The following is a 23427-nucleotide window of genomic DNA, read 5'->3' as shown; positions in this document are numbered from 1 at the left end:
ACCGCGGTAAGGCCACCACCTGATTGAGCGGCTGGCCGACGCCCGCGGCGGCTGCGGCGGTGGCCGGCGGTGCCGCCGCCGGGGGGGGCCGGGCGGGGGGGGGGGGGGGGGGGGGGGGGGGGGGGGGGCCCCCCCCCCCCCCCCCCCCCCCCGCGCCCGCGTTTGTCCCCTTGGTCCGCATACCTGCAGGTAGGCTTTCCCGTCATGGCCAGCAAGGCCCGCATCGACGCACGGCTCGCAACCCAGGTGTTGGTGCTGCAGATCCTCGTCGTAGCGCTCACACTCGCCATCGCCTTCGGCATGTCCGCCGTCTTCAGTCACCAACGGATCCGCTACGAGTACGGCATCCGCGCGCTCGACATCGCCCGGGTGCTGGCGGACGCGCCCGTGGTGAGGACCGGGGTCACCGGTATCGATGACCAGCCGGATCCGCTGTCCCCCGCCGATCTGGCCAAGGGGCCCTTGCAGGCCATCGCGATGGACGTCCAGCGCCGCACCGACATGCTGTACGTGGTCGTCACGAACGACCGGGGCATACGGTTGGCCCATCCCGACCTCGACCAGCTGGGCAAACCGACCAGCACCAGCCCGTCGGTGGCCCTGTCCGGCCACGAGGAAGTGGTCGTCGAAATCGGGACGCTCGGCCCGTCGGTGGCGGCGAAGGTACCGGTGCTGGCACCCGGTTCCCAACGCGTCGTCGGCGAGGTGAGCGTCGGAGTCTCCACTGCCGCTGTCCATGAAGAACTTTGGAGCAACGTTCGTACGTCGGCCGTGCTTGGCGGCGTGGCACTGCTGCTTGGCGCGGTCGGGTCCGTGCTGTTGGCGCGCCGGTGGCGGTCGCTCACCCTGGGATTGCGCCCGACCGAGATGGCCGAGCTGGTGCGCGGACAGGCAGCGGTACTGCATGGGATCGGCGAAGGCGTCGTCGCCGCCGATGTGGAGTGGCAGACCACCTTCGTCAACGAGGAGGCCTGCCGGCTGCTCGAAATCGACGCCCAACCGGGCCGGCCAGTGACCGACATCGGGTTGACGCCCCGCGTGCTCGGCGTGTTCCGCGCGGCCGACGCCATACCCACGTTGGCCAACGTCGGCGAGCGCATCGTCGTCGTCTCCGCCCGGCCGGTCGAACGCGAAGGAAAGAGTCTGGGCACCGTCCTGGTCGTCAGGGATCGCACCGACGTGGAGTCGCTGACCCGCCAACTCGACGCGGTGCAACTGATGAGCACTGCATTGCGCGCTCAGCGCCACGAGTTCGCCAATCGGCTGCACCTGCTCAACGGACTGCTCCATGCCGGCCACACCGAGGAAGCCGCTCGATACGTCGAGGAAATCCTCGGAACCGGACCGTTGGGCTCTGCGGTGCCGGGTATCGACGCGGTGCGCGATCCCTATCTGCAGGCCTTCCTGGCCGCGAAGTCGGCCGGGGCCAGAGAGGCCGGCGTTACGTTGACCATCGGCGAGAACACTTGGGTGGCGGGACGTTTGGCGCTACCGGTGGACGTCACCACCGTGCTCGGCAACCTGGTCGACAACGCCATCGATGCGGCGCGCGGCGGCACTGGCGCCGTCAAGGAGGTGGAAGTCGAATTGCTGCAGGAAGATTCCACCCTCTTCATCACCGTCGCCGACAGTGGTTCGGGAGTCCAACCCGCTTTCGTCGACGAACTCTTCGTCGAGGGCACGACGACCAAACCGGACTCGGGCATACCGGGTGGCCGCGGAATCGGGCTCGCGCTGTCGCGACAGCTGAGCCGGGCCCTCGGCGGCGACTTGAAGCTGTCGAGCGCAGGTGACCCCGAAGCCCGGCTCTCCGGAGCCGAATTCATTGCCCGACTCCCAGGAGTCATGACCGAAGTGGAGGCCGAGTGGACGCCCCAGACCTGACGGTGCTCGTGATCGACGACGACTTCCGCGTGGCCAACATGCACGCCGGAATCGTCCAAGCCCTACCGGGATTCACCGTGACCGCCACGGTGAACACCCTGGCGGCCGCGCGCAAGGTCGGAACCGTGGATCTGGCGTTGGTGGACGTCTATCTGCCGGATGGCTCGGGGGTCGACTTCGTCCGCGAACTCGACGGTGACGCGATGATGCTGACCGCCGCCACCGAGCCGAAGACCGTGCGCGCGGCCATCGCCGCCGGGGCGCTGGGCTATCTCGTGAAGCCCTTCCAGCCAACGGAGTTGGCCGCCCGACTGGCCGGCTACGCGCGCTACCGGAAGATCCTCGCGGCCCCTAGCCTGAGCGCCGCTGCAATCGATGCGGCACTCGATGCGCTGCGACCGAAAATTGCCAAGGCGCCGCAGTCCGAGGCCCCACCGTCTCCGACCAAGAAGCTGGTGCTGCAGGCGTTGCACGATGCCGAACACCCCCTGTCGGCCGCAGAGGTGGCGGAGGCCACCGGCATCTCCAGAGCGACCGCGCAGCGGTACCTGGCGACGCTGGCCACCGCCGGCGAGGTGACCGTTGGGCTGCGATACGGCACCACCGGGCGCCCGGAGCAGGAGTTCACGGCGGCCGTCACGCAAACGCCGGGGCGACGCCCCCACTGACGGACCGACGGGCCACCAATCCGAACACCTTCGGGATCAGGCCCGCGGCCACGACCATCGTGATCAGTCGCAGCACTTGGAGCGTCACCACGATGGGACCCGAGTGCACCTCGTTGCCGATGGCCAGCACGCCGTAGATACCACCGGGCGTGGTCGCCAGGTAAGCGTCGGACAGTGACACCGAGGCCCAGTGGCTCACCACCACCGCGACTCCGAAGCAACTGCCGACGGTCAGCGCGATGAAGGCCAGTGTCAGTGGGATCAGCCGGACGAACCGTCGCAGCACGTCGACGGCGAAGCCGCCGCCGGCCTGCCAGCCGATGACCACGTACGCCACATTGGTGATGATCGTGGTCGGGCTGACCATGCTCGCCAGCGCTGGGTCCGCGACCGCCAGCGCCGCAGTCACGACCAGCGGGCCCAGCAGAAATGGGGCGGGCATGCGGAGCAGCTTCGCACCGCGCCCCGCGACGAAGACCAGGCCAGCCATGGCCAGCAGTCCGATGACATTCCAATGGTCGTGCGCTCCAACCAGTCCCGGCGTCGAATCGTGCGTGCCGAGGCTGCTGAGCACCAGCGGCATGCTCAGCACCACGATCGTCAGGCGCAGGTACTGCGACAGCGCGACGTAGCGTTCGTCGGCGCCGAGCTCGCGGGCCATGCTGGAGATCGTGCTGGCGCCGCCGGCGATCAGCGACAGGTTGGCCGTCGCCGCTCCCAGGTCCTTCGCCAGCCGCGCGAGCGCCAGTCCGAAGACGACGCTCAGTCCCAGCGTGATGCTGACCGAGAACGCTGCACACCCGGCGAAGTGGACGAGGTCCGAGCCCGTCAGCTTGGTCAGCGGCTCGACCGCGACGACACCGATGACACCTTGGGCCGCCGACATGGCCTTGGCGGGCGGATTGAGCTCTCGGCGCGAGGTCAGCGCGACGACCGCGGCGCCGAGCATTCCCGCGATCAACCAGCCTGCGGGCAACGCGAGGTAGGTGAACAGGGTGCCCAGCGCGACGATGATCGCCGCCGCCGCCATCCAGTGTTGGTATTTCTTCATTGTGATCACCGGTCTCCAGTGGATTCTCGTAGCACCTTTTTGTGCTCTGACCAGGACATTACGAAGCGGCGGCAGCGAAGTCTCGCTTGTGCTCACAACCCACGCAACGATCGAATTCCGCCTTGTGCGCATTGTGCGCAGGCTGCCAAAAGGCAACGGACCTCGCGCCCATGGGAGGGCGCGAGGTCCGGCGGAGGACTGGCCAGTCAGTGCGTGGCCGGCGTGGCGACGGTCGGAGTGAATTCGACGAATGCGTTGCCGTCGAACAGCTTCCGCGCGGTCGAGGTGATGGTGGCGCCGACCGGCGCATCGCCGTCCAGCGTGATACCGAGCTCAAGCACGCCGCCCGGATGCTCGATGCTGATGACCGAATCACCGCTCGCGCTGCGAAATTCGTGCGCGACCGTACCGGGGATCGACACCGTGGACGCCAAGTTCATGGCGCCCGTCACCGCGTGGGCGGGATGGCAGGACGTCGGGACCAGGTAGCGCGACCGGATGTCGGCATCGTCGGATTCCGACACCAACATCACCTTGGGCACCACCCGTCCGCTGACGTCGCCCATGCCCATGAGCTCGCCGGCCTTGCGACGAATCCGCTCGATGCGCTCGAAAAGCGCGTCGTCGCCGTTGAGCTCAGCCGGAAGCTCGCCACCCGTCAGTCCGAGGTCTGCCGCCCGCATGATGATGGCGCACACGCCTGCGTCGACACAGCTGACCTCGACACCGTCGATGTGGTCGACGCGATTGCCGGTGGGGAATAGCGTGCCGGTGGTGCCGCCCGCGAAGTCGGTGAAGGTCAGCTGCACCGGTGCGGCGCTGCCGCTGACGCCTGCGATGCTCTGATCGCCGCTGTAGTCGACCGCCCCATTCGGGGTCTGGATCGCCGCGACGACGCGGGCGCCGGTGTTCACCAGCCGGATCCGAACCTCGGTGACGTCACCGGTGACGGGAACAAGGCCGCGCTCGATCGCGAACGGTCCCACCCCTGCCAGGATGTTGCCGCAGGTCGGGGTCCGGTCCACCGCGCCAGTGGTCGGATCGACCTGGGCGAAGAGGTAGTCGACGTCGATGCCGTCCTCGGCCGACGGTCCGACGATGGCCACCTTACTGGTGGTGGTGGCGTCGCCGCCGAGGCCGTCGACCTGCCGCGGTGCGCCGCCCATGAGCGCCGACAACACGGCGTCCAGCGAATCGGTGTGTGCGGCAAGATCGTCGGCCAGGAGGTACACACCCTTCGACGTACCGCCGCGAAACTGCATGGCCGGCAAGGAAATCAACATTTCGAACTCCGTAATTCGGCAACTCCCCGGGTGGGGTCTACCTGTGAAATTACGAAGGCGCGACGACGAAGTCGCGCTTGTGCTCACAACCCGCGCAACGGTCGAAAACCGCCTTGTGCGCATTGTGCGCAGCGCATCGGATCGTGAACGGCCGTGGCAACGCTGGCGTAGGGTCTTGCCGGTATGACAAAAGCCCCCGATGCTCAACACCTTTCGCTGGGTGTGCTCGCGCGCTCCCGGAAGGCCAACGAGCGACGTTTGCCGATCCATCCGGACCACTTCAGCCGGATCGAACCCGAGCTTGCCCAGCGGATCTTTCTCGAGCGCGGATACGGCAGCGAATTCGGCGCCACCGACGACGGTCTCGCCGCATTGGTTGGCGGCATCCGGACGCGTGCCGAGCTCGTCGCCGAGTGCGGCGTCATCCTGCTTCCGAAGGTGCAGGCCGAGGATCTCGCCGAAATGCGGCAGGGACAGGTCGTTTGGGGATGGCCCCATTGCGTTCAGGACGCCGAGCTGACGCAGGTCGCCGTCGATCGGAAGCTCACCCTCATCGCGTTCGAAGCGATGAACCACTGGCAGGCGGACGGCGGCTTCGGCCTGCACGTGTTCCACAAGAACAACGAACTCGCCGGCTACTGCTCGGTGATTCACGCGATGCAGTTGGCTGGTATCACGGGCAGTTATGGCCGTCGGTTGCGCGCCGCCGTAATCGGGTTCGGCGCCACCGCCCGCGGGGCAGTCACCGCGCTGAACGCGCACGGCGTCGACGATGTGCAGATCCTCACCAACCGCGAGGTCGCCGCCGTCGGATCACCCATCCCAGGAACTCAAATCGTTCAGATGGGACAGGACGACGACGACCCCAGCCACACCTGGGCGGACACCCCGGAGAGCGGTGACATCCCCGCCGCGCAATTCCTCGCGGACCACGACATCGTCGTCAACTGCGTGCTCCAAAACCCCAACAAGCCACTGATCTTCGTCACCGAGCGCGACCTGCCCAGCTTCACCCCGGGCAGCCTGCTCATCGACGTATCCTGCGATGCGGGAATGGGATTCAGCTGGGCACGGCCCACGTCGTTCACCGACCCGGTACTCGACATGGGCAATGGACTGCTCTACTACGCCGTCGACCACAGCCCGTCGTACCTGTGGAACTCTGCGACGTGGGAGATCAGCGAGGCGCTGCTACCCCACATCGAAACGGTGCTCGAGGGCGGGACGTCGTGGGCGGCGAGTACGACGATCTCGCGGGCCATCGAGCTTCGTGAAGGCACCGTGCTCAACCCGGCCATCCTGTCGTTCCAACACCGAGCCGCGGACTATCCGCATCCGGTACTGGCCTGAGCATCCTTAGCTGAATTCCTTGGCGACGTCGGCCACCCGACGCACCTGATCGAGGTCGGCACTCGTCGGGATCAGATGTACTTCGTCGGCGCCGATACCTTCGAATTTCCTTAGCACGTCCAGCAATTCGTCGTCCGTTCCGGCCCATCCCGTTGTTGGGGCGATCGCGTCGACGAACTCGGCGGGGATCCAGTTCATGTACCGCCGAAGGTGGTGGTGCACCTGTTCGCGCGCCTGCGGGCCGCCCCCCATCGCGAACCAGAACGACGTCGCCAGATGCGGCTTCGGCTTGCCTCCCTCGGCCCACGCAGTCCTGGCGACGTCGAAGAGTGCGTCCTCCTTGGCGACGTCGAGGTCGAGCGTCGTGCCTGCGAGGCCTTCGGCCCAGCCTGCCGCGCTACGCAGCGTCTTGGGCCCGACGGTCCCCACGAGCAGCCTCGGTCCACCCGACTGCACGGGCGAGGGTCCGACGGGCAACACGGACTCGGTGACCTTCTCGCCTGCCCACACCTGCTTCATGATCGCGACCCGCTCAGCCATGCTCCGCATCGTCTGCGTCGCCCGATCGGCGCCGACGGCGTCGTAGTCCTCGTGCCTGCCCCCAACACCGATGCCGACGGTGAGCCGCCCACCGCTGATCATGTCGCCGGTGGCCAGCGCCTTGGCCAGCATCACCGGGTCGTGCAACTGCGGCACGATCACCGTCGTCACCAGTCGCACCCGGTCGGTCCACGCCGACAACGCGCCCAACAGCGTCAGCGAATCGGGGTTGTCGAAGGCAATGCGCTCCCCCCAACACAGCGACGCGAACGGGCCATCATCGATCACCCTCGCCCACGACTTGAGCGTCGCCGCATCGAGGTTGGGCTCCATCACCGGCATCGTCATCCCGATTCGCACCTCGGGATTCTGGCACGCTGATGATCCCGGCCCTCACCGAACGTCCCCATCGCCACCTGGCAGCATGGCGGGCATGGCGATCGGCGCGAACTCCGTCTCACACATCCGGCTGACGGTCACCGACATCGGGCGATCCCGCCGCTTCTACGAGTCGGTGTTCGGCTGGCCCGTCGCGCTGGAGGTCCCGGCCGACGCCGACGAGGCGACCAGGGAACGGATGAGCTTCCTGTTCGGCGGCGTGCTGTACAACCTTGGCGACCTGCTGGTCGGCTTGCGGCCGGTGGCCGACGACCGGTTCGACGAGGACCGCGTCGGTCTGGATCATCTGTGTCTGCGGGTCTCGTCGAGAGCCGAATTGGATGCGGCCGCAGCCCATCTCGATGATTTGGGGGTGGCGCACGAGCCGATCAAGGAGATCGGCCACGGCGTCATCCTCGAGTTCCGCGACCCGGACAACATCGCGCTGGAGCTCATCGCGCCGAACTAGTTCAGCGGGCGAGCCCGACCACCTTCAGCAGCGCGGGCCTGCGCAGCACCAATCCGACCCACATCAGCACGCCGACGTAGACGGCGAACAGCGTCGCGCTGAACAGCGGCGCCTCGACACGCATATTCGCGGTGACGGCGCCGCCGAGGTAGGCGGTGATGCCGAGTGCGCCGAGCACGGCGGTCCGCGGAATCACGTAGGCCACCAGGCAGACGCTGAGCACGATGCCCATGATCAGGGCCTGGCCTGCCGGGAAGCCCAGCGCTGCGGTGCCCTCCTTGACGGCTGCCGGTCCGACGAACTTGCCGACGGCGTCGAAGACCAGGAACGCGCCGACGAGCACGCTGATCGCGATGCCGGCGATGCGACCCGCAGATCGCTTCGCGGGTGCTCCCGTCGTGGCTTCGGCGTTGGGAGAGGTGATGCTCATGTCGAGCTCCTGTCGGTTGTGCGAGAAGTTGATACCGGGCAGACCGTGGGGTCGGGAAAAACTCATCGCGGCGAGCGTGCGGGGGATAACCCCCCGTCGACTCGCGGGGAAACGCCGTGTCGGACGTCGTCGCGAGTCCCTAGGTTTAGGGCATGGTTGCAGTTACCCCCGATGTTCAGGCGCCCGCTCCCCCCGCCGTGCCCGATGACGACGTAAGTGTCAGTGGCCGCACGATCGGCCTGGTGCCAAGCGCGTCGATGCTCACCGGGGCCGCGATCGCCGTGGTGTGGTTCTGGATCCCACTGACGCTTCTGATCGTCGCGGTCTCCTCCATCCCGTCGGTCATCGGATTCGTGCTCACCGGCATCGTCTTCGTGTATCTGATGCGCGGCGCCGAATGGGTGGAACGGGTGCGCAGCGAGACCGTGTTCGGAATGGGCATCCCGATTCCGCCCCGCAGGTTGTCGCAGTTCGAGGGCTTCCAGGGCTGGGCGCATCAACTGTGGCTCGACGTCAGCAGCGCGCGGTTCTGGAAGGGCGTGGCGCACCACTACCTCAGGATGAGCTACGACGCGCTGGCCACCGCGGTGGCGTTGGCCCTGTTGGTGTTCGCCTTCGTCGGCCCAGCCGTCGCGACGGCCATCGACCGCAGCGATGCCGAAGCCGGACTGTCGTTCATCCCGCCCGCTTTGGCTTGGGTGCTTGCCATCGTCGCGTTGGCGGCCGCCATAGCGATCGTCGTGTTCGCACCCGCCCTCGACGCCAGGATCGACCGTTGGTTGCTTCGGCCGTCGCCGACCGCGGCGTTGCAGCATCAAGTGAGTGCACTGGCCGACGCGCGACTGGGCGCGGTCTCCTCGGCGCAGACCGAACGTCATCGCATCGAGCGCGACCTGCACGACAGCGTTCAGCCCAGGTTGGTGTCGTTGGCCATGACGATCGGACTGGCGCAGACCAAGCTCGACACCGACCTGCCCGAGGCGAAGAAGCTCATCGCCGAGGCCCACGACGACGCCAAGAGCGCGCTCGTCGAACTTCGCAACGTCGTGCGTGGTATCGCTCCAACGATTCTCGCCGACCGCGGGCTGGATGCGGCCCTGTCGTCGGTCGTGCAGCGCATCGAGACCTCGGGTGTGCCGACAACGTTGAACGTTTATCTGCCCCAACGTCTTCCAGACGAAGTGGAATCCGTCGCCTACTTCGTCGTCGCCGAGGCGCTGACCAACGTCGTCAAACACGGGCACGCCACGCAGGCGGTGGTCACCGTTCGGTTCGACGAATCATCAAGCGCGCTGAACGTATCGGTGTTCGACGACGGCGTCGGCGGGGCGGCGGTGACCTCGGCGCACGACACGACGGGGCTACGCGGCCTCGAGGAACGGGTGCGGGCGGCGCAGGGCACCTTCACGGTGTCGAGTCCAGTCACGGGTCCCACGATCGTGACGGCGGTACTGCCATGCGCATCGTGATCGCCGAGGACTCCGCGCTGCTGCGGGCGGGCCTCGAGCGCATCCTGATCGACTCGGGACACGAGGTGGTCGCCGGCGTTTCCGACGCGACCGACCTGCTGCGGCTTGTCAACGAACTGCGGCCCGACCTCGCGATCGTGGACGTGCGCATGCCTCCGACCTTCACCGACGAAGGCATCCGCGCCGCCGCGCTGCTGCGCAGCCAGAACCCGGAGTCGCCGGTGCTGGTGCTGTCGCACTACGTCGAGGAACGCTATGCGGCCGACCTGATCGCCTCGGACACAAAGGGTTTCGGATACCTACTCAAGGATCGCGTCGCGGATGTCCCCGCGTTCCTCGACGCGGTCACGGTGGTCGGGAACGGCGGCACCGTGCTCGACCCCGAGGTGGTGTCGCAGATTCTCGTCCGGTCACGCCGTCGCTCCGTGCTCGATGAACTGACGCCGCGGGAACAGGAAGTGCTGCAACTGATGGCCGAAGGAAAGGCCAATTCCGCCATCGCCGCCACCATGCACGTGTCGGTGGGCTCCGCAGAGAAACACATCGCGTCCATCTTCGCCAAGTTGAACCTGACTCCCGATGAGAGCGAAAACCGCCGCGTGCTCGCGGTGCTCCGTTACCTCGAATCCTGAACCACGGAAGGGATTTTCCTCATGACCACCATCGCTCCCCCACCACCGGCACCACCCGCTCCGCCGCCTCTCACACCGCGCGCACGCACCGCCCTGCGCGCCGTCCTCGTCGCGGTCGCCGCGGTACTCGTCGCAGGAATGGTGATATTCCTCGGAGTCGCGGCGTGGGGCGTGAGCGCCGTGCGCGTCGTCGCCGACACCAAGAACCTGCCCGTGGACATGAGGTCGCTCGTCATCAACACCGGTGACCTGGCATCGGCGATACGGATCGCGACCGACCCTGACACCCGCGAACCGACCATCACCATGCGTCAGGTCAGGTCCACCCGGACGGCAGCACACAGCCTTGCTGTCAGCGAGGATGCGGGCACCACGCGGGTGGCCGTAAGTGGTGGGGACACAACACCGTTTCTGCCGTGGGACCGCGCAGGCGAGCTCACCGTGACACTCCCCGCCGACTTGGCGCGGCGGTTGTCGGTCACCGTCCAGCAGGAAGATGGCGTCCTGTTCGCGCAGGCTGACCTCGATCAACTGACGGCGCGCAACACGGACGGCGCGGTCGTGCTCGACGGCAGCGCCCGTCGGGTCGAGCTCCACACCACCGACGGCCACGTGGTGACGCGCAGGCCGATTTCGGTCTCCGAATCGTTCCGCGCGGACTCGGTCGACGGGGACGTCAGCGTCGACTTCGCCGAAGCCGCGCCCCGCACCATCGACGTCGGCACCGACGACGGGGATGTGTCCATCGCGCTGCCCGCTGCGGGACCGTATTTCGTTCGCGCATCCGGCGATTCGACCAATGTGCAGGTTCCGCAGACCAACGATCTGGCGCGCGCCGTCGGTCAGGTGACGGTGAGCGTGCAGGACGGCGACGTCACCATCAGAACGCTGGACGACGGCCCTACCCCAAGGCGCCGATGATGTCCGCGGCCGAACCCGCCCGGGCATTCTGAAAACCAGTGCCGGCCCAGATGTTGGTGGCTTGCGGGTCGCCGGCCCGCACCGACGCCGCCCGCAACGGGCTGGTCAGGTAGTGCACCTCGGGGTAGCCGAACGGCGCATCAGCTTCGTGCTCGGCTACGAAGCGGTTGCGCAGACCACGCGCGTACCGTCCCGAGAATGCCTTGGTGACAGCGGTTTCCGTGAATTCGGAGCCCGCCAGCGCAGCCCGGTGCACAGGGCTGCTGCCCGCCTCGTCGGCGAGCAGGAACGCCGTCCCGAGTTGCGCGGCCACCGCACCGGAGGCGAGCACGTCGGCGACGTCGGAGGCCGTCATCAGCCCACCGGCAGCGATGACGGGCAGGTTGGTACCCACGATCACCGCGTGCAGCAGCTGGTCGAGTGGCTGTGTCGCAGGCTCCGCAACGGGGTCGAAGGTGCCACGATGGCCGCCCGCCGATGGCCCCTGCGCGGCCAGCGCGTGGACACCGCAGGCCACGGCCTCCTCGGCTTCCTTCAACGTCGTCACGGTCGCGATCGTGTACACGCCCGCTCCGCGCAGGCGGGCGCACTCCTCTGGCGTCGGGAGGCCGAAGGTGAACGAGACGACGTCGGGCCTCAGATCCATGACCACTTCGAGTTTGGCGGCCCACGCGTCGTCGTCGAACCGCGCTTCACCAAGCTGTACGTGGTAGCGCTCGGTCTCGTCGGCGAGCGACTTCGCGTAGCCCTCGATCGCCGCAGGGCTTGCGGTGCTGGGCCCGGGCACGAACAGGTTGACGGCGAGTGGGCCAGTCGTCAGGCGCCGCGTCGCCGTGATGCGATCCCCGAACGCCTCCGCGGTGAGGTACCCGGCGGGTACGAAGCCGACTCCCCCCGCGTTGGATCCGGCGGCCGCCAGCTCCGGGGTGGACGGACCACCGGCCATCGGGGCGATGATCACCGGAACCTTCAGGTCGTGAAGATGAAAGTCGGTCATGGCTCCATCCTGCAATGTTGGGCTCGCCGCGCACACGGTGGTTGACTAGATTCACATGGCCATCACGTTCAACCACACCATCGTGGCCGCCAGGGATCGCAGCGAGTCGGCGAACTTCTTCACCGATCTGTTCGGGCTCCCGACGGCCGCCGAGTTCGGCCCGTTTCTCGCGGTCGCCCTCAATCACGGCGCCAGTCTGGACTACGCGCAGGCGCCGGACGGTGCGGACATTCATCCGCAGCACTACGCGTTCCTGGTCAGCGAGGAAGAATTCGACGCCATCTACGGCCGGATCCAGTCCCGCGGACTTGCACACTGGGCGGATCCACGGGGTGCCCGCCCAGGTGAGATCAACCGCAACGACGGTGGTCGCGGCGTGTACTTCCAAGACCCGTCCGGGCACTACCTCGAGATCATCACTCGGCCGTACGGGTCGGGCGGCTAGCGTCTAGGCGTGGCCGCGCCGCTCCTCCTGCGTGAGGTAGTTGCCCGCGAGGTCCGCCACGTGCTTGGGCAGCGATCCGGATGCGACGTCGGCGACGCTGGTTTCCTCGAGCACGGCGCGCATGCTGGCCCGCAACGCACGCCAGACGTCGGTCAGCGCTGCCGTCGGCCCCGAGTACGGCAGGTCGCCAAGCCCGATGTCGCGCACGCTGGCCAACGGACCGTCGATGCACCGCAGTACGTCGGCGATGCTGATGTCGGCGGCCGGTTTCGCGAGTTCGTAACCACCGTCGCGGCCGCGGTGGCTGCGCACCAACCGGTCGCCGCGGAGGTCGGACAGGATGTCGACGAGGAACTGCGGCGGAATCCCCTGGGCCTTCGCCAGGTCATCGGTCTTGACCAGCACGTTCTCCCCGACCGTCGCCAGCTGGATCATCGCCCGGACGGCATACTCCGCCTTGGCTGACATCCTCATGCTGCGAATTGTGCCATCGACGTGCCTGCGAACCCGGGACGAGTGGTCCACCATCAGTAGATGACCATCCGCGTCGCCTGCTGCCAGGTCCCATTGCACGTCGGCGACACCACCGGAAACCGCGTCGCCACGACGACCGCGATCGAACAGGCCGCCCTCGCCGGAGCGCAGCTCATCGTGCTACCGGAACTGGCGTCCTCGGGCTACGTGTTCGCCGATCGGTCCGAACTGGTGTCGCTGGCCGAGCCCCGCGACGGCCCGTCCATCACCGCATGGGCCAACCTGGCGACCGCTCTTGGCGTCACGATCGTGGCCGGCTTTCCCGAGGCCGCGGGCGACAAGGTCTACAACAGTGCGGCCGTCGTCGACCCGAAGGGACTACGTGGGGTCTACCGCAAGGCGCACCTGTGGGATTCCGAGAATGCGGTGTTCGATCGGGCCGACGACCTGCCGTTGGTGGTGGACACGGAGCACGGCCGCCTCGGCGTAATGATCTGCTACGACATCGAATTCCCCGAATGGGTGCGCGCGGTGGCGCTCGACGGCGCCGACCTGCTGTGCGCGCCGGTGAACTGGCCGCTGCTGCCAAGGCCGGACGGCGAGCGGCCCACCGAGCAGGTGCGCGCGCTCGCCGGAGCGGGTATGAACCGGCTGGCGATCGCCGTCTGCGATCGCGTCGGCGTCGAGCGCGGGCAGGACTGGATCGGAGGCAGCGTGCTCATCGATGCCGACGGCTACCCGCTGGCGATCGCGGAATATGGCAAGCCGGGCAACGTCATTGCCGACATCGACTTGGCGGAGTCGCGAATCAAGAAGTTCAACGAGCACAACGACGTACACGGCGATCGACGCGTCGAACTGTACCGCCGTACCCGGCTACTGGACTGACGGCTCGGTCATTGCGCGCACCGACGCGGGCACCGGCGTCACCGGGTTGCAGTCCGGGGCTGCCAGCGGGGCGCCGTAGGCAACGGTCATCGGGATCACGCCCGCCCACGCTCCTGACGCGACGTCCTCGTCGGGATCCTCTGGCCAGCCCGCGCTGACCTTCAGCGACCAATTATCTTGTGCGATGGGCATGCTCAGCGCCATCGTGGCAGCGAGCTCCTTGCCGGTGCTGCCACGCAACTCGGCGACCCGGCCAGGGATGAACTTGTCGGTCAGCTTGTCGAGGTACCCGAGCTTGTCGGCCTCTGGAATCCGCTCGAAGACGCCGAAGAGCGTCGCGCTGCGGTAGCGGAACGAGGATTCGAACCCGCTTCTCGCGACGACGACGCCGTCCAACGTGGTGACCGACACGGCGGCCGAGGCCCCCGCGGCCAGCGCACGCATCCACGGCGAACCCGTCGACCCGTGCACGACGAATTCGTCACCGATGCGGGCGAACCCGGTCGGGAAGATCACCGGGTGCCCGTCGCGCTCGAGCGCGACGGTGGCCAGTGGGGTGCCGTCGAGCAGTTCGTCGAGCTCGCTGCGCGCGGTGCGCTGCTTCTCGGCGAGCCTGCTGATCCGCGTGGAGGGCGACTGCGTCATCGCACCATTCTCAGTTGGCCGTGTCCGAAGCGCCAGCGGCGGGTGCTCATGTCTACTGTCGGACATGAGTTGGCTGAATGACTGGTGGCAGCACGAGGTCGTCGATGGATACAAGGGGCCGCTGCTGCTGAGCTTCATCGCCTTCGTGGTGACGTTCCTGACCACCCGCGGCATCACCCGCCTGATCCGCGACGGCAGGGGTCCGTTTCACAACGTCAGCAGTGGCGGCGTGCACATGCATCATTCGACGCCCGGCATCGTGCTGCTCATCGTCGGAGGGTTCACGGCGGTCGGCTCGCCGCCGCTGTCGGTGTGGACCTACCTGGCGGCCGTGCTGGTGGGTGTCGGCGCCTCCCTGGTGCTCGACGAGTTCGCGATGATCTTTCGGCTGCAGGACGTGTACTGGTCGCAGGAGGGTCAACTGTCGGTCAACGTGGTGACGTTGGCGGCGGCCTGCGTTGGACTGGCGACGGTCGGGGTGTCCCCCGCGAACGTCAATGATCTGCCCGACCACATCGCCATGGCGCGCAACGCGGCCGTCGTACTGCTGCTGGCCAATTTCGTGCTCGTCGCGATCACGGCGCTCAAGGGCAAGTACCCGACCGCGTTGCTCGGCCTGTTCATCTACCCCGTCGCGTGGGCCGGCGCGGTGCGGCTGGCGCGCCCGACGTCGCCATGGGCGCGCAGACGTTACAGCGTGAAGAAGCGCGCCCACGCGCAACGACGGGCCGCCGCCTTCGACAAGCGCTGGGCGCCCGTTCGAAGGCACTGGGACGACCTCATCGGGGGAACCCCAACGCCAGACGGGGATTCGGCGAGGCCTGACCCTTAGTCGGGAATGGCCGAAGCGCGTGGCACGACGACGGCGAACAGATCCGCCATGCCCGCCAGGCTCGCGGCTTGCATGACCTGAGCCGAAACCGGTTCGCCGGTCGGCCCGGGCAATGCCCGCGTCGCGGTGGCCGCCGCGACGACGGTCGGCGCGTAACCGAGATTGAATGCCCCACGCGCAGTTGAGTTCACGCACATGTGGGTCATGAATCCGGCGATCACCAGATTGGTCGCGTCGACCGCCTTGAGGTGGTCCTCGAGGTCGGTGTGTACGAAGGAATTCGGGTACTGCTTGATCACAACGGGTTCACCCTCGCGCGGAGCCACCCGCGCGACGATCGCGCCGCTCTCGCCCTCGATGTCATAGAGCGAGCCAGGGCCGTCGGAATGCTGGACGTGGATGATGCGTATGCCTGCCGTCCGCGCGCGGTCGAGCAGTGTCGCGGCCTCGTCGAGCGCGGCCTGCACGCCGTCGAGTTCCATCACACCTCGCGTGTAGGTGTTCTGGCAGTCGATCAGGACCAGCGTCGAGTCCGCAAGGCTGGGCGGCTCCAGCGGAAGTTCGGCCAAGGCCCGCAGCGTGGGATTCGTCATGAGTTCACGCTAGTAGGAGGTCGTGACCGCCAGTACGGCATCGGCCAACTCGGGGCGGCACACGATGAGGTCCGGCAGCAGCACCTCGGCTTGGTTGTAGCGCAACGGCGAACCGTCGATGCGCGACGTGAAGAGGCCGGCAGCACGGGCGACGGCCACCGGGGCCGCCGAATCCCACTCGTACTGACCACCGGCGTGCACGTAGACGTCCGCGATGCCCTGCACCACGGACGCGACCTTGGCACCCGCGGAACCCATTTCAACGAGGGTCCCGTTCAGCGCGTCGCGCACCGCCAGCGCGACCGCGGGCGGGCGGGTCCGCGACACCACGATCCGCGGCGCGCCAGGCGCTGCGGGCGGGGCGGCCACGTCGGGCGTCGCCAGGGTGACACCCTGCGCCGGAAGCGCGACCGCTCCGGCGACCAGTTCGCCCGACTGCCACAGCGCCACGTGTACCGCCCAGTCCTGGCGCCCGAGTTCGGAGAACTCACGGGTTCCGTCGAGCGGGTCGACGATCCACACGCGGTCTGCGGTCAGCCGCGTCGAGTTCGCCTTCTCCGCTTCGGTGGCCTCCTCGGAGAGCACCGCGTCACCGGGGCGCTCCGCGGCAAGCGCCTCCATCAGATATGCGTGAGCGCGCTTGTCCCCGGCGTCCTTTCGCTCGGCAGCGGTGGCGTCAGCGAATTCGACGCGTACGCCGAGCAGCAGTTCACCGGCCTTGGTTGCCAGCGCAGCGGCGACCTCGTGATCGTTCACTGCTTGGCGTCGATCATGTCGATGACCCGTTGGGCGAGTTCTTCCACCGACTGCTCCGGAGTCAGCCGCAAGTCGGGATCCTTCGGCCGCTGGTACGGACTGTCGATTCCGGTGAAGTGCGTGATCTCGCCCGCTCGCGCTTTGGCATACAGCCCCTTGGGATCTCGGCGCTCGCAGTCCTCCAGCGGAGTGTCGCAGAACACCTCGAAGAAATCGTAGCCTTGATCGGCGTGCACCTTGCGGGCCAGCGCGCGGTGCTCCTCGAGCGGACTGATGGCGGGCACCAGCACGATCTGGCCGGAATCCGCCAGCAGCGTCGCGATGTGCGCCAGCCTGCGCAGGTTCTCCGCCCGATCGTCCATCGAGAAGCCGAGATCGGCGTTCAGCCCGTGCCGCAGATTGTCCCCGTCGAGCACGTATGCGGGACGACCACTTTCGAGCAGTTTCTGCTCGACGAGCATCGCCACCGACGACTTGCCGGAGCCCGAAAGCCCGGTGAACCAGATAGTGGACCCCCTCGACAGCCGGTCCTCGGCGGTGACGAGGTTCTGATGCCGCACCGCATTCGGGGTGGCGGTGCGCGTCGCTGCGGGCGTGGTGTCGCGCACCATGCCCGCGGCAACCGTGCCGTTGGTGTCGGGGTCGATCAGGATGAACGATCCGATGGCGGCGTTGCGGGAGTACTCGTCGAGCAGCAGCGGCACCTGCGTGCGCAAGGTGACGCGGCCGAGTTCGTTGATCTTCAACGCCGTTGCGCTCTTGTCGCGGTGCAGCGTGTTGACGTCGAGCCGGTAGTCCAGCGCCGTCACCCTGGCCCGGGTGGTCCGCGTGGTGTGCTTGATGACGTAGTCGCGGCCAGGTTCCAGTGCCGCTTCGTCAGACATCCAGCACACCGTCGCGTCGAAGTCCTGCGTGACGTGCGGCTGATTGTTGGGCCGCGCGATCATGTCACCGCGCGAGATGTCGATGTCGTCGGCGAGGCTGATCGACACGGCCATCGACGCGAACGCCTCCTCGAGCGGCCCACCGGGGCCCTCGATCTCGGTGATGCGGCTGGTCTTTCCGGCAGGCAGCACCACGACCTCGTCACCGGGACGCATGACGCCGCTGGCGATGGTGCCCGCGTAGCTGCGATGGTCGGCGTGCTCGTGCGTCTGCGGCCGGATGACGTATTGCACGGGGAAGCGGACGTCGACCAGGTTGCGGTCACCCGCGATGTAGACCTCTTCGAGGTGGCTCAGCAGGGCCGGACCGTCGTACCAGGGCGAGACGTCGGACTTGGTGACCACGTTGTCGCCGTTGAGCGCCGACAGCGGAATGCTCGTGACGTCGTGGATGTCGAGACGCGCGGCGAACTCATGAAAGTCGTCGCGGATCTTCTCGAACCGCTCTTGGTCCCAGTCGACGAGGTCCATCTTGTTGACCGCCAACACGATGTGCTGGATGCCGAGCAGCGACGCCAGGAACGCGTGCCGCCGCGACTGTTCCAACAGCCCGTGACGCGCGTCGACGAGCACGATCACCAACTGCGCCGTCGAAGCTCCGGTGACCATGTTGCGCGTGTACTGCACGTGGCCCGGGGTGTCGGCGATGATGAATTTCCGCTTGGCCGTGGCGAAGTAGCGGTACGCGACGTCGATCGTGATGCCCTGCTCACGCTCCGCGCGCAGGCCGTCGGTCACCAACGCCAGGTCGGTGTAGTCGTGTCCGCGTTCCTTGGACGTCCGCTCGACCGACGCGAGTTGGTCCTCCATGACGGCCTTGGAGTCGAACAGCAGGCGGCCGATGAGCGTCGACTTGCCGTCGTCGACCGAACCGGCGGTCGCGAGCCTCAGCAACGTTGCCATCAGAAGTAGCCCTCTCGCTTGCGGTCTTCCATGCCTGCCTCGGAGATGCGATCGTCGGCGCGGGTCGCGCCACGTTCGGTCAGCCGCGACACCGCGGTCTCGGCGATCACCTCGGACACCGTGCCCGCCGTCGACTCGACACAACCGGTGCAGGTGACGTCGCCGACGGTGCGGAACCTCACGACCTTTTCGATGACCTTCTCGTCCTTGCGCGGCTGAAGGTACTTGTGAACGGCCAGCAACATCCCGTCGCGTTCGAAGACCTGCCGCTCGTGCGCGTAGTAGATCGACGGCAATTTGATCTTCTCGGCGCCGATGTAGGACCAGATGTCGAACTCGGTCCAGTTCGAAATCGGGAACGCCCGAATGTGCTCGCCCTTGTGGTGGCGCCCGTTGTAGAGGTTCCACAGTTCGGGGCGTTGCGCCTTGGGGTCCCACTGGCCGAACTCGTCGCGGAAGCTGAACACGCGCTCCTTGGCGCGGGCCTTCTCCTCGTCGCGGCGGGCCCCACCGAAGGCCGCGTCGAATTTGTTCTCGCGGATGGCGCGCAACAGCGTGAAGGTCTGCATCGGATTGCGCGACGGGATCGTCTCGACGACGCGTCCCGCATCGATGTCGTCCTGGACCTTCGCCACGACGAGCCGTACCCCGCTTTCCGCGACTAGCTCGTCGCGGACCTGCAGCACCTCGTCGAAGTTGTGGCCGGTGTCGACGTGCATCACCGGGAAGGGCAGGCGGCCGGGCCGGAACGCCTTGATGGCGAGGTGCAGCATGACGATCGAGTCCTTGCCACCGGAGAACAGCAGCACGGGCTTCTCGAACTCGGCGGCCACCTCGCGGATGATGTGGATGGCTTCGGCTTCGAGCGACCTCAGGTGGCTCAGTTCGTACTTTCTTGCCGGCTGGTCGAGTTCCGCTGCCGCCGTCACGACTTCCTCTTTAAGTTGGTAGAGTTAGCCAGAATTACAATCATGACCAGGAATGTAGATGCCGCGCGGCGGCGTGTCAACGGATCCGCTCACGCCTTCCGGCCGCGAGTGTGAAAATCGCGACGGATCGGGCGAGTAGGGCGTCGCCAGGTTCACGCTCGGACACGAGGCGCGCTATTACGTTATCGTGTGAAACGTAATCAACCCGTTCCGATAGGTGGCCGACGATGACGAGTGCGACCTCCGCGGTCGGAAGGCCCCGCAACCCGGCCAAGGACGTCGCGGTGCTGCAAGCCACCCGCGAGCTACTCGTCGAGGTCGGCTACCAGGGCGCCACGGTGGTCGCCATCGCGCGCCGCGCCGGCGTGGGCGCCCCGACGATCTACCGGCGCTGGGCCACCAAAGAGGCGCTCGTCGAGGACGCGGCCTTCGGCCATCCGCAACCCGCTCCCATGCCTGCGCCAACCGGGGACCTCACGGCCGACCTGCTTGCGTGGGTGTCGACGTTCCTCGGGTTCCTGGCCGATCCCGCCGTGCGCGCGGCGCTGCCGGGACTGCTCACGGCGTACCACCACGACGAGCAGGTCTACGAACGGTTGGTGCTGCGCTCCGAGGTTGACGTGCGCCAGCAGATGGTCGCACTGCTGACCGCGGCGCGGCCGAAGGTGCCGCACGACGAGGCCCACGCCGATACCGTGTTCGACTTCCTCGTCGGGATCACGGTGGCCAGGGCCATGACGCGCGGACTCATCGATCGAGCGGCGTTCTGTGAGCGCACCGCCGTCGCATTGGCCACGTTGGCCCGTGGGTAGGCGCGGCGCCTACCTCACACGTAATTGAAACCGGCCAGGCCATGGCGAACACTTCCGTCATGCCCCTTCCCACCGGCCCCGAAGTGATGGCCCAGTTCCTGCCGCAATCCCCCTTCGTCACCAAGCTCGGCATCATCGCCGAGGTCTTGGACGGCGACGAGGTGCGGCTGCGGCTGCCGTGGGATCCGACCAACGTGACGCTCGGCGACATGGTGCACGGCGGGGCCATCGCCGCCCTCGCCGATGTCACCGTGATGGCCGCCGCGTGGGCAGGCATCCACGCCGCAGAGTCGCTGCGCGGAGTCACCACGTCGATGGCCTTGCAGTTTCTCTCCCCGGCGCGCGCCACCGACCTGATCGGCGTTGGGCGGGCACTACGCCGCGGCAAGACGCTGGCGAACTGCGACGTGGACGTCGTCACCCCGGAAGGCGAGGCCGTCGCGAAGGCGATCGCGACCTACAAAGTCGGCTGAACACTCTTAAACTGTGAGCCCACTGGACATATCATTTAGGGGCTAAGCAGGGTCGGGGAAGACCAGAGGGGGTCTCGATGACCGCCATGATTCGTCGCTTGGTTGTGATCGGCGCCGCGGCGTTGGCGCCGCTTACCTTCTTGACATCGGTGTCGCCAGGGGTGAGCAGCGCAACCGAATGCGGGCAGGGCACGGTGTTCGATCCGCCGTCCAACACGTGTGTCGCTGCCGCGTTGCCCCCGCCACCGCCGCCCCCGCCACCGGCGTGGAACGGCGACATCACACCGTACTTCTCGGTGGGTGTCTGTGCGCCGATTCCGTTCGTGTCGCTGTGCACCGGCATCTAGCGGTCAGTCGTTCGGGGTGATGACCGCGCGGCCTTGGATCTTCCCGTCGTGGAGCAGCTGGTAGGCGTGCGCGGCGTCATCGAGCGTGAAGTGCTCGACGAGCATCTTGACCTTCCCGGTCTGGGCGAGGTTGATGACGTCGATCAGTTCGGGGATGGATCCCCAGAACGGTGACGCCACGGAGCATTCGTGCGGAGGGCTGGAGAAGTTGACGGGCAACGTCGCGTTGCCCACCCCGACGATCGTGAGGTGCCCGAGCACCCGCGCCACCTCCGCCGACATGGCCAGCGTAGGGCCGACTCCGACGAGGTCGAGTACGAGTTCGGCACCCTGACCCTTGGTGATGTCCTTGATGCGCTTGACCGCATCCGGACCCGAGCTCAGCGCTTCATCGGCGCCGAACTTCTTGGCGACGTCCAGTTTCTCCGGTGAAGTATCCACTGCAACAACGGTTGTCGCGGAGCACAGCGCCTTGAGCACCTGAATGGCCATCTGGCCGAGCCCGCCTGCGCCGACGACGACGGCAGTCGAACCCGGTCCCAGCAGATGCACGGAGCGCTTCACGGCGTGGTAGCTGGTCAACCCGGCGTCGCTCAACGGCGCTGCCTCACGGGGGTCCAAGTCCCCCAACGGAATCAGGTAACGCGTCGATGGGACGAGGAGATATTCGGCCATCCCCCCGTCGGTTCCACCGAGGCCACCGGGACTGGGCTGCCCTGGGGTTTGACAGTAGTTCTCCATCCCCTGACGACAATTCGTGCACAGGCCACAACCCCACGGGCCATACACGATGACGGCGTCACCCGGCGCGAAACCCGTTGCGCCGGGGCCCATCGTCTCGACCCAGCCGGCGTTCTCGTGCCCCAGCGTGAACGGCAACGCGAACGACCGTGCCCCAGAGGGCAATTCGAGCAGATGCAGATCCGAGTGACAGGCACCAGCGCCGCCGACCTTGACCAGCACCTCCCCCGGCCCCGGTTCGGGCACTGGCACGTCCCGGAGCTGGCCCGGCCGTTGCCATTCGACGAACTGGAAGGCCTTCACAGGATCCGGTCGAACTCGACCTCGAGATGCAACGGTCCGCGGAACACCTGGTTCTGTCGGTATGGCGGCGGGTCGACGACCAGCCGCGGGTTCTCGACGCGCCGCAGGAACGTCTCCACCGCGATGTTGACCTCGAGCCGCGCCAGTGGACCGCCGACACAACTGTGCACGCCGCGGCCCCAGCCCACGTGCTGGTTGTCCTTGCGCTGGATGTCGAACTTCTCCGGATCGGGGAACCGCTTCGGGTCGCGGTTGGCGGCGCCGTAGAGCAGGTGCACCGCAGAGCCGGCCGGGATGACGGTGCCCCCGACCTCGACGTCGGCGGTGACGCTGCGACTGGGGAAGAACTGGACCGCCGACTGCAGCCGCAGCACTTCCTCGATCGCCTTCGGAATCAGTTCGGGCTTCTCACCCAGCAGCTCCAATGACTCAGGGTTGCGCAGCAGGAGCAGCACACAGTGCGCGATGGTATTGACCGTCGAGTCGTGGCCGGCGATCAGCAGTAGCTGCGCATTGGCCGCGGCCTCAGCGGGCGCCATCGCGCCGTCGGGGCCGTCCGTATCGCTCACCAACTTGGACAACACGTTGTCACCGGGCTCCTTCACGAAGCCCTCGATCAGACCGGCCATGTACTGCTTCATTGCCGCCATGCTTTCGCGGCCCTTTTCCAGGCGTGCCTTCCCTTCCGCGGTCGCGGCATCCGGTCCCAGGTCCGTGCCCGCCATGAAGTCAAAGATCCACTTATGGAAGGTGGGCTCGTCCTGTACCGGGACTCCCAGAATCTTGCAGATGACCGCCACCGGCACCGGATAGGCGTAGTCGTCGACGACATCGAAAGTGTTGCTGCCGTTGGCTTGTACCTTGTTCAGCGAGTCGTTGCACAGTGCCTGTATGTCAGCGGCCATGTTGGGGATGACGTTCGGAGAGTGTGGCGGCGCGAAGTGCCGCATGACCTGTCGACGCTGCCTGTCGTGGCTGGCCGGATCAGACACGATCAGGCTCGGCGCGCTGCCATAGGCCTCCATGTGATCGGCGCCGACGTCGGGGGCGTCGGCCGCGGGCTGGGCCGAGATCGGACTCTTCGAGATGTCCGAGCTGACGTGCGGGTCATGGGCGAGCTGCAAGAGCTCGCGGTAGCCGGTGACGACGTAGACCTTGTCGGCGACCTGCACGACGGGTGTCTTGCGAAGCTCGTCGAAGAACCGGTATGGGTCGTGACGGTTCTCGTACTTCATCGCCTCGGTCCAGGCGGTTTCCGCGGTTGTCATCG

General features: G+C 67.1%; 26 protein-coding genes. 13 read left to right on the top strand and 13 right to left on the bottom strand.

From position 1 onward, the window contains the following. The first annotated feature begins 204 nt into the window (after positions 1 to 204). Entirely contained in the window at positions 205 to 1884 is a 1680-nt protein-coding gene (locus SLQ30_RS31950) for a sensor histidine kinase (protein WP_319448982.1), read from the top strand. Beyond that, positions 1866 to 2552, top strand: coding sequence for a response regulator (locus SLQ30_RS31945; protein ID WP_319448983.1), 687 nt, complete (start codon positions 1866 to 1868; stop codon positions 2550 to 2552). Before SLQ30_RS31950 ends, SLQ30_RS31945 begins: the two co-directional genes overlap by 19 nt. On the opposite strand, the gene SLQ30_RS31940 is transcribed toward SLQ30_RS31945, so the two are convergent. Beyond that, positions 2521 to 3603 carry an AbrB family transcriptional regulator gene (locus SLQ30_RS31940; protein ID WP_319448984.1) on the bottom strand — a complete coding sequence of 361 codons (1083 nt, stop codon included), beginning with the start codon at positions 3601 to 3603 and terminating at the stop codon, positions 2521 to 2523. The two genes, SLQ30_RS31945 and SLQ30_RS31940, sit on opposite strands and share 32 nt — an antisense overlap. 206 nt (positions 3604 to 3809) lie before the next feature. Then, positions 3810 to 4886: a 2-methylaconitate cis-trans isomerase PrpF family protein gene (locus tag SLQ30_RS31935; RefSeq protein ID WP_319448985.1), complete on the bottom strand. Its 1077-nt coding sequence runs from the start codon at positions 4884 to 4886 to the stop codon at positions 3810 to 3812. A 183-nt stretch (positions 4887 to 5069) separates the two neighbouring features. On the opposite strand from SLQ30_RS31935, the gene SLQ30_RS31930 reads away from it, so the two are divergent. Further along, positions 5070 to 6236, top strand: a complete 1167-nt coding sequence (locus SLQ30_RS31930; RefSeq protein ID WP_319448986.1) for a N(5)-(carboxyethyl)ornithine synthase — start codon at positions 5070 to 5072, stop codon at positions 6234 to 6236. Positions 6237 to 6242: 6 nt separating this feature from the next. On the opposite strand, the gene SLQ30_RS31925 is transcribed toward SLQ30_RS31930, so the two are convergent. Next, positions 6243 to 7124 carry an LLM class flavin-dependent oxidoreductase gene (locus tag SLQ30_RS31925; RefSeq protein WP_319448987.1) on the bottom strand — a complete coding sequence of 294 codons (882 nt, stop codon included), beginning with the start codon at positions 7122 to 7124 and terminating at the stop codon, positions 6243 to 6245. 85 nt (positions 7125 to 7209) lie between these two features. Here SLQ30_RS31925 and SLQ30_RS31920 point away from each other — a divergent pair, with 85 nt between their 5' ends. Further along, positions 7210 to 7623: a VOC family protein gene (locus tag SLQ30_RS31920; RefSeq protein WP_319448988.1), complete on the top strand. Its 414-nt coding sequence runs from the start codon at positions 7210 to 7212 to the stop codon at positions 7621 to 7623. Position 7624: 1 nt separating this feature from the next. On the opposite strand, the gene SLQ30_RS31915 is transcribed toward SLQ30_RS31920, so the two are convergent. Then, positions 7625 to 8053, bottom strand: a complete 429-nt coding sequence (locus SLQ30_RS31915) for a DoxX family protein (protein WP_319448989.1) — start codon at positions 8051 to 8053, stop codon at positions 7625 to 7627. 152 nt (positions 8054 to 8205) lie between these two features. Between SLQ30_RS31915 and SLQ30_RS31910 the strand changes: the two genes are divergently transcribed. From SLQ30_RS31910 to SLQ30_RS31900, 3 genes are read left to right on the top strand one after another with little or no spacing between them, the layout of a single operon-like run. Then, on the top strand, positions 8206 to 9522 hold the full coding sequence (locus tag SLQ30_RS31910) for a sensor histidine kinase (protein ID WP_319448990.1): 1317 nt from the start codon (positions 8206 to 8208) through the stop codon (positions 9520 to 9522). Next, a complete protein-coding gene (locus SLQ30_RS31905; protein ID WP_319448991.1) occupies positions 9510 to 10154 on the top strand; it encodes a response regulator transcription factor in 645 nt (214 codons plus the stop codon). The genes SLQ30_RS31910 and SLQ30_RS31905 overlap by 13 nt, the downstream gene beginning before the upstream one ends. A gap of 21 nt (positions 10155 to 10175) precedes the next feature. Then, complete coding sequence (locus SLQ30_RS31900) at positions 10176 to 11075, top strand: DUF4097 family beta strand repeat-containing protein (RefSeq protein ID WP_319448992.1); 900 nt, start codon at positions 10176 to 10178, stop codon at positions 11073 to 11075. Here the strand turns inward: SLQ30_RS31900 and SLQ30_RS31895 are convergent. Next, positions 11056 to 12072, bottom strand: a complete 1017-nt coding sequence (locus SLQ30_RS31895; protein ID WP_319448993.1) for a nitronate monooxygenase — start codon at positions 12070 to 12072, stop codon at positions 11056 to 11058. The genes SLQ30_RS31900 and SLQ30_RS31895 overlap by 20 nt on opposite strands. Before the next feature lie 55 nt (positions 12073 to 12127). On the opposite strand from SLQ30_RS31895, the gene SLQ30_RS31890 reads away from it, so the two are divergent. Then, on the top strand, positions 12128 to 12517 hold the full coding sequence (locus tag SLQ30_RS31890) for a VOC family protein (protein ID WP_319448994.1): 390 nt from the start codon (positions 12128 to 12130) through the stop codon (positions 12515 to 12517). Positions 12518 to 12520: 3 nt separating this feature from the next. On the opposite strand, the gene SLQ30_RS31885 is transcribed toward SLQ30_RS31890, so the two are convergent. After that, entirely contained in the window at positions 12521 to 12991 is a 471-nt protein-coding gene (locus SLQ30_RS31885) for an RrF2 family transcriptional regulator (RefSeq protein WP_319448995.1), read from the bottom strand. Between the two features lie 60 nt (positions 12992 to 13051). Here SLQ30_RS31885 and SLQ30_RS31880 point away from each other — a divergent pair, with 60 nt between their 5' ends. Next, a complete protein-coding gene (locus SLQ30_RS31880) occupies positions 13052 to 13879 on the top strand; it encodes a nitrilase-related carbon-nitrogen hydrolase (RefSeq protein WP_319448996.1) in 828 nt (275 codons plus the stop codon). Here the strand turns inward: SLQ30_RS31880 and SLQ30_RS31875 are convergent. Continuing rightward, positions 13868 to 14524, bottom strand: a complete 657-nt coding sequence (locus SLQ30_RS31875; protein ID WP_319448997.1) for a pyridoxamine 5'-phosphate oxidase family protein — start codon at positions 14522 to 14524, stop codon at positions 13868 to 13870. The two genes, SLQ30_RS31880 and SLQ30_RS31875, sit on opposite strands and share 12 nt — an antisense overlap. 64 nt (positions 14525 to 14588) lie before the next feature. Here SLQ30_RS31875 and SLQ30_RS31870 point away from each other — a divergent pair, with 64 nt between their 5' ends. Further along, the gene (locus tag SLQ30_RS31870) at positions 14589 to 15356 is read left to right on the top strand and encodes a hypothetical protein (RefSeq protein ID WP_319448998.1); all 768 of its coding nucleotides are present in this window, start codon (positions 14589 to 14591) and stop codon (positions 15354 to 15356) included. Here the strand turns inward: SLQ30_RS31870 and SLQ30_RS31865 are convergent. The 4 genes from SLQ30_RS31865 to cysD are packed head-to-tail and all read right to left on the bottom strand — an operon-like array spanning position 15353 to position 19481. Further along, positions 15353 to 15949: a cysteine hydrolase family protein gene (locus SLQ30_RS31865; RefSeq protein ID WP_319448999.1), complete on the bottom strand. Its 597-nt coding sequence runs from the start codon at positions 15947 to 15949 to the stop codon at positions 15353 to 15355. The genes SLQ30_RS31870 and SLQ30_RS31865 overlap by 4 nt on opposite strands. Positions 15950 to 15958: 9 nt before the next feature. Beyond that, a complete protein-coding gene (locus SLQ30_RS31860) occupies positions 15959 to 16705 on the bottom strand; it encodes a 3'(2'),5'-bisphosphate nucleotidase CysQ (RefSeq protein WP_319449000.1) in 747 nt (248 codons plus the stop codon). After that, the gene (gene cysN / locus SLQ30_RS31855; RefSeq protein ID WP_319449001.1) at positions 16702 to 18552 is read right to left on the bottom strand and encodes a sulfate adenylyltransferase subunit CysN; all 1851 of its coding nucleotides are present in this window, start codon (positions 18550 to 18552) and stop codon (positions 16702 to 16704) included. The genes SLQ30_RS31860 and cysN overlap by 4 nt, the downstream gene beginning before the upstream one ends. Then, positions 18552 to 19481, bottom strand: a complete 930-nt coding sequence (gene cysD, locus SLQ30_RS31850) for a sulfate adenylyltransferase subunit CysD (protein ID WP_319449002.1) — start codon at positions 19479 to 19481, stop codon at positions 18552 to 18554. Before cysD ends, cysN begins: the two co-directional genes overlap by 1 nt. A gap of 227 nt (positions 19482 to 19708) precedes the next feature. Here cysD and SLQ30_RS31845 point away from each other — a divergent pair, with 227 nt between their 5' ends. The 3 genes from SLQ30_RS31845 (at position 19709) to SLQ30_RS31835 (ending at position 21113) form a co-directional block, all read left to right on the top strand. Further along, positions 19709 to 20293: a TetR/AcrR family transcriptional regulator gene (locus SLQ30_RS31845; protein WP_319449003.1), complete on the top strand. Its 585-nt coding sequence runs from the start codon at positions 19709 to 19711 to the stop codon at positions 20291 to 20293. A gap of 83 nt (positions 20294 to 20376) precedes the next feature. Further along, the gene (locus SLQ30_RS31840) at positions 20377 to 20766 is read left to right on the top strand and encodes a PaaI family thioesterase (protein ID WP_319449156.1); all 390 of its coding nucleotides are present in this window, start codon (positions 20377 to 20379) and stop codon (positions 20764 to 20766) included. Positions 20767 to 20843: 77 nt separating this feature from the next. Continuing rightward, a complete protein-coding gene (locus tag SLQ30_RS31835; protein ID WP_319449004.1) occupies positions 20844 to 21113 on the top strand; it encodes a hypothetical protein in 270 nt (89 codons plus the stop codon). 3 nt (positions 21114 to 21116) lie between these two features. Here SLQ30_RS31835 and SLQ30_RS31830 read toward each other — a convergent pair whose 3' ends face one another. Both SLQ30_RS31830 and SLQ30_RS31825 read right to left on the bottom strand, forming a co-directional pair. Continuing rightward, positions 21117 to 22157, bottom strand: a complete 1041-nt coding sequence (locus SLQ30_RS31830) for an NAD(P)-dependent alcohol dehydrogenase (protein WP_319449005.1) — start codon at positions 22155 to 22157, stop codon at positions 21117 to 21119. Then, a complete protein-coding gene (locus tag SLQ30_RS31825) occupies positions 22154 to 23425 on the bottom strand; it encodes a cytochrome P450 (RefSeq protein ID WP_319449006.1) in 1272 nt (423 codons plus the stop codon). Before SLQ30_RS31825 ends, SLQ30_RS31830 begins: the two co-directional genes overlap by 4 nt. Positions 23426 to 23427 lie beyond the last annotated feature (2 nt).

Origin of the sequence: Mycobacterium sp. RTGN4, assembly GCF_033804635.1 — a bacterium.
In the GTDB taxonomy this organism is placed as follows: domain Bacteria; phylum Actinomycetota; class Actinomycetes; order Mycobacteriales; family Mycobacteriaceae; genus Mycobacterium.
This window is presented reverse-complemented; position numbering and strand designations above follow the sequence as displayed.

What these genes read in the sequence shown, in the direction of transcription:
- SLQ30_RS31950 (WP_319448982.1), top strand. Translation starts at nt 205, where the DNA reads ATGGCCAGCAAGGCCCGCATCGACGCACGGCTCGCAACCCAGGTGTTG.
- SLQ30_RS31940 (WP_319448984.1), bottom strand. Translation starts at nt 3,603, where the DNA reads ATGAAGAAATACCAACACTGGATGGCGGCGGCGGCGATCATCGTCGCG.
- SLQ30_RS31935 (WP_319448985.1), bottom strand. Translation starts at nt 4,886, where the DNA reads ATGTTGATTTCCTTGCCGGCCATGCAGTTTCGCGGCGGTACGTCGAAG.
- SLQ30_RS31930 (WP_319448986.1), top strand. Translation starts at nt 5,070, where the DNA reads ATGACAAAAGCCCCCGATGCTCAACACCTTTCGCTGGGTGTGCTCGCG.
- SLQ30_RS31925 (WP_319448987.1), bottom strand. Translation starts at nt 7,124, where the DNA reads ATGACGATGCCGGTGATGGAGCCCAACCTCGATGCGGCGACGCTCAAG.
- SLQ30_RS31920 (WP_319448988.1), top strand. Translation starts at nt 7,210, where the DNA reads ATGGCGATCGGCGCGAACTCCGTCTCACACATCCGGCTGACGGTCACC.
- SLQ30_RS31915 (WP_319448989.1), bottom strand. Translation starts at nt 8,053, where the DNA reads ATGAGCATCACCTCTCCCAACGCCGAAGCCACGACGGGAGCACCCGCG.
- SLQ30_RS31910 (WP_319448990.1), top strand. Translation starts at nt 8,206, where the DNA reads ATGGTTGCAGTTACCCCCGATGTTCAGGCGCCCGCTCCCCCCGCCGTG.
- SLQ30_RS31905 (WP_319448991.1), top strand. Translation starts at nt 9,510, where the DNA reads ATGCGCATCGTGATCGCCGAGGACTCCGCGCTGCTGCGGGCGGGCCTC.
- SLQ30_RS31900 (WP_319448992.1), top strand. Translation starts at nt 10,176, where the DNA reads ATGACCACCATCGCTCCCCCACCACCGGCACCACCCGCTCCGCCGCCT.
- SLQ30_RS31895 (WP_319448993.1), bottom strand. Translation starts at nt 12,072, where the DNA reads ATGACCGACTTTCATCTTCACGACCTGAAGGTTCCGGTGATCATCGCC.
- SLQ30_RS31890 (WP_319448994.1), top strand. Translation starts at nt 12,128, where the DNA reads ATGGCCATCACGTTCAACCACACCATCGTGGCCGCCAGGGATCGCAGC.
- SLQ30_RS31885 (WP_319448995.1), bottom strand. Translation starts at nt 12,991, where the DNA reads ATGAGGATGTCAGCCAAGGCGGAGTATGCCGTCCGGGCGATGATCCAG.
- SLQ30_RS31880 (WP_319448996.1), top strand. Translation starts at nt 13,052, where the DNA reads ATGACCATCCGCGTCGCCTGCTGCCAGGTCCCATTGCACGTCGGCGAC.
- SLQ30_RS31875 (WP_319448997.1), bottom strand. Translation starts at nt 14,524, where the DNA reads ATGACGCAGTCGCCCTCCACGCGGATCAGCAGGCTCGCCGAGAAGCAG.
- SLQ30_RS31870 (WP_319448998.1), top strand. Translation starts at nt 14,589, where the DNA reads ATGAGTTGGCTGAATGACTGGTGGCAGCACGAGGTCGTCGATGGATAC.
- SLQ30_RS31865 (WP_319448999.1), bottom strand. Translation starts at nt 15,949, where the DNA reads ATGACGAATCCCACGCTGCGGGCCTTGGCCGAACTTCCGCTGGAGCCG.
- cysN (WP_319449001.1), bottom strand. Translation starts at nt 18,552, where the DNA reads ATGGCAACGTTGCTGAGGCTCGCGACCGCCGGTTCGGTCGACGACGGC.
- SLQ30_RS31845 (WP_319449003.1), top strand. Translation starts at nt 19,709, where the DNA reads ATGACGAGTGCGACCTCCGCGGTCGGAAGGCCCCGCAACCCGGCCAAG.
- SLQ30_RS31835 (WP_319449004.1), top strand. Translation starts at nt 20,844, where the DNA reads ATGACCGCCATGATTCGTCGCTTGGTTGTGATCGGCGCCGCGGCGTTG.
- SLQ30_RS31825 (WP_319449006.1), bottom strand. Translation starts at nt 23,425, where the DNA reads ATGACAACCGCGGAAACCGCCTGGACCGAGGCGATGAAGTACGAGAAC.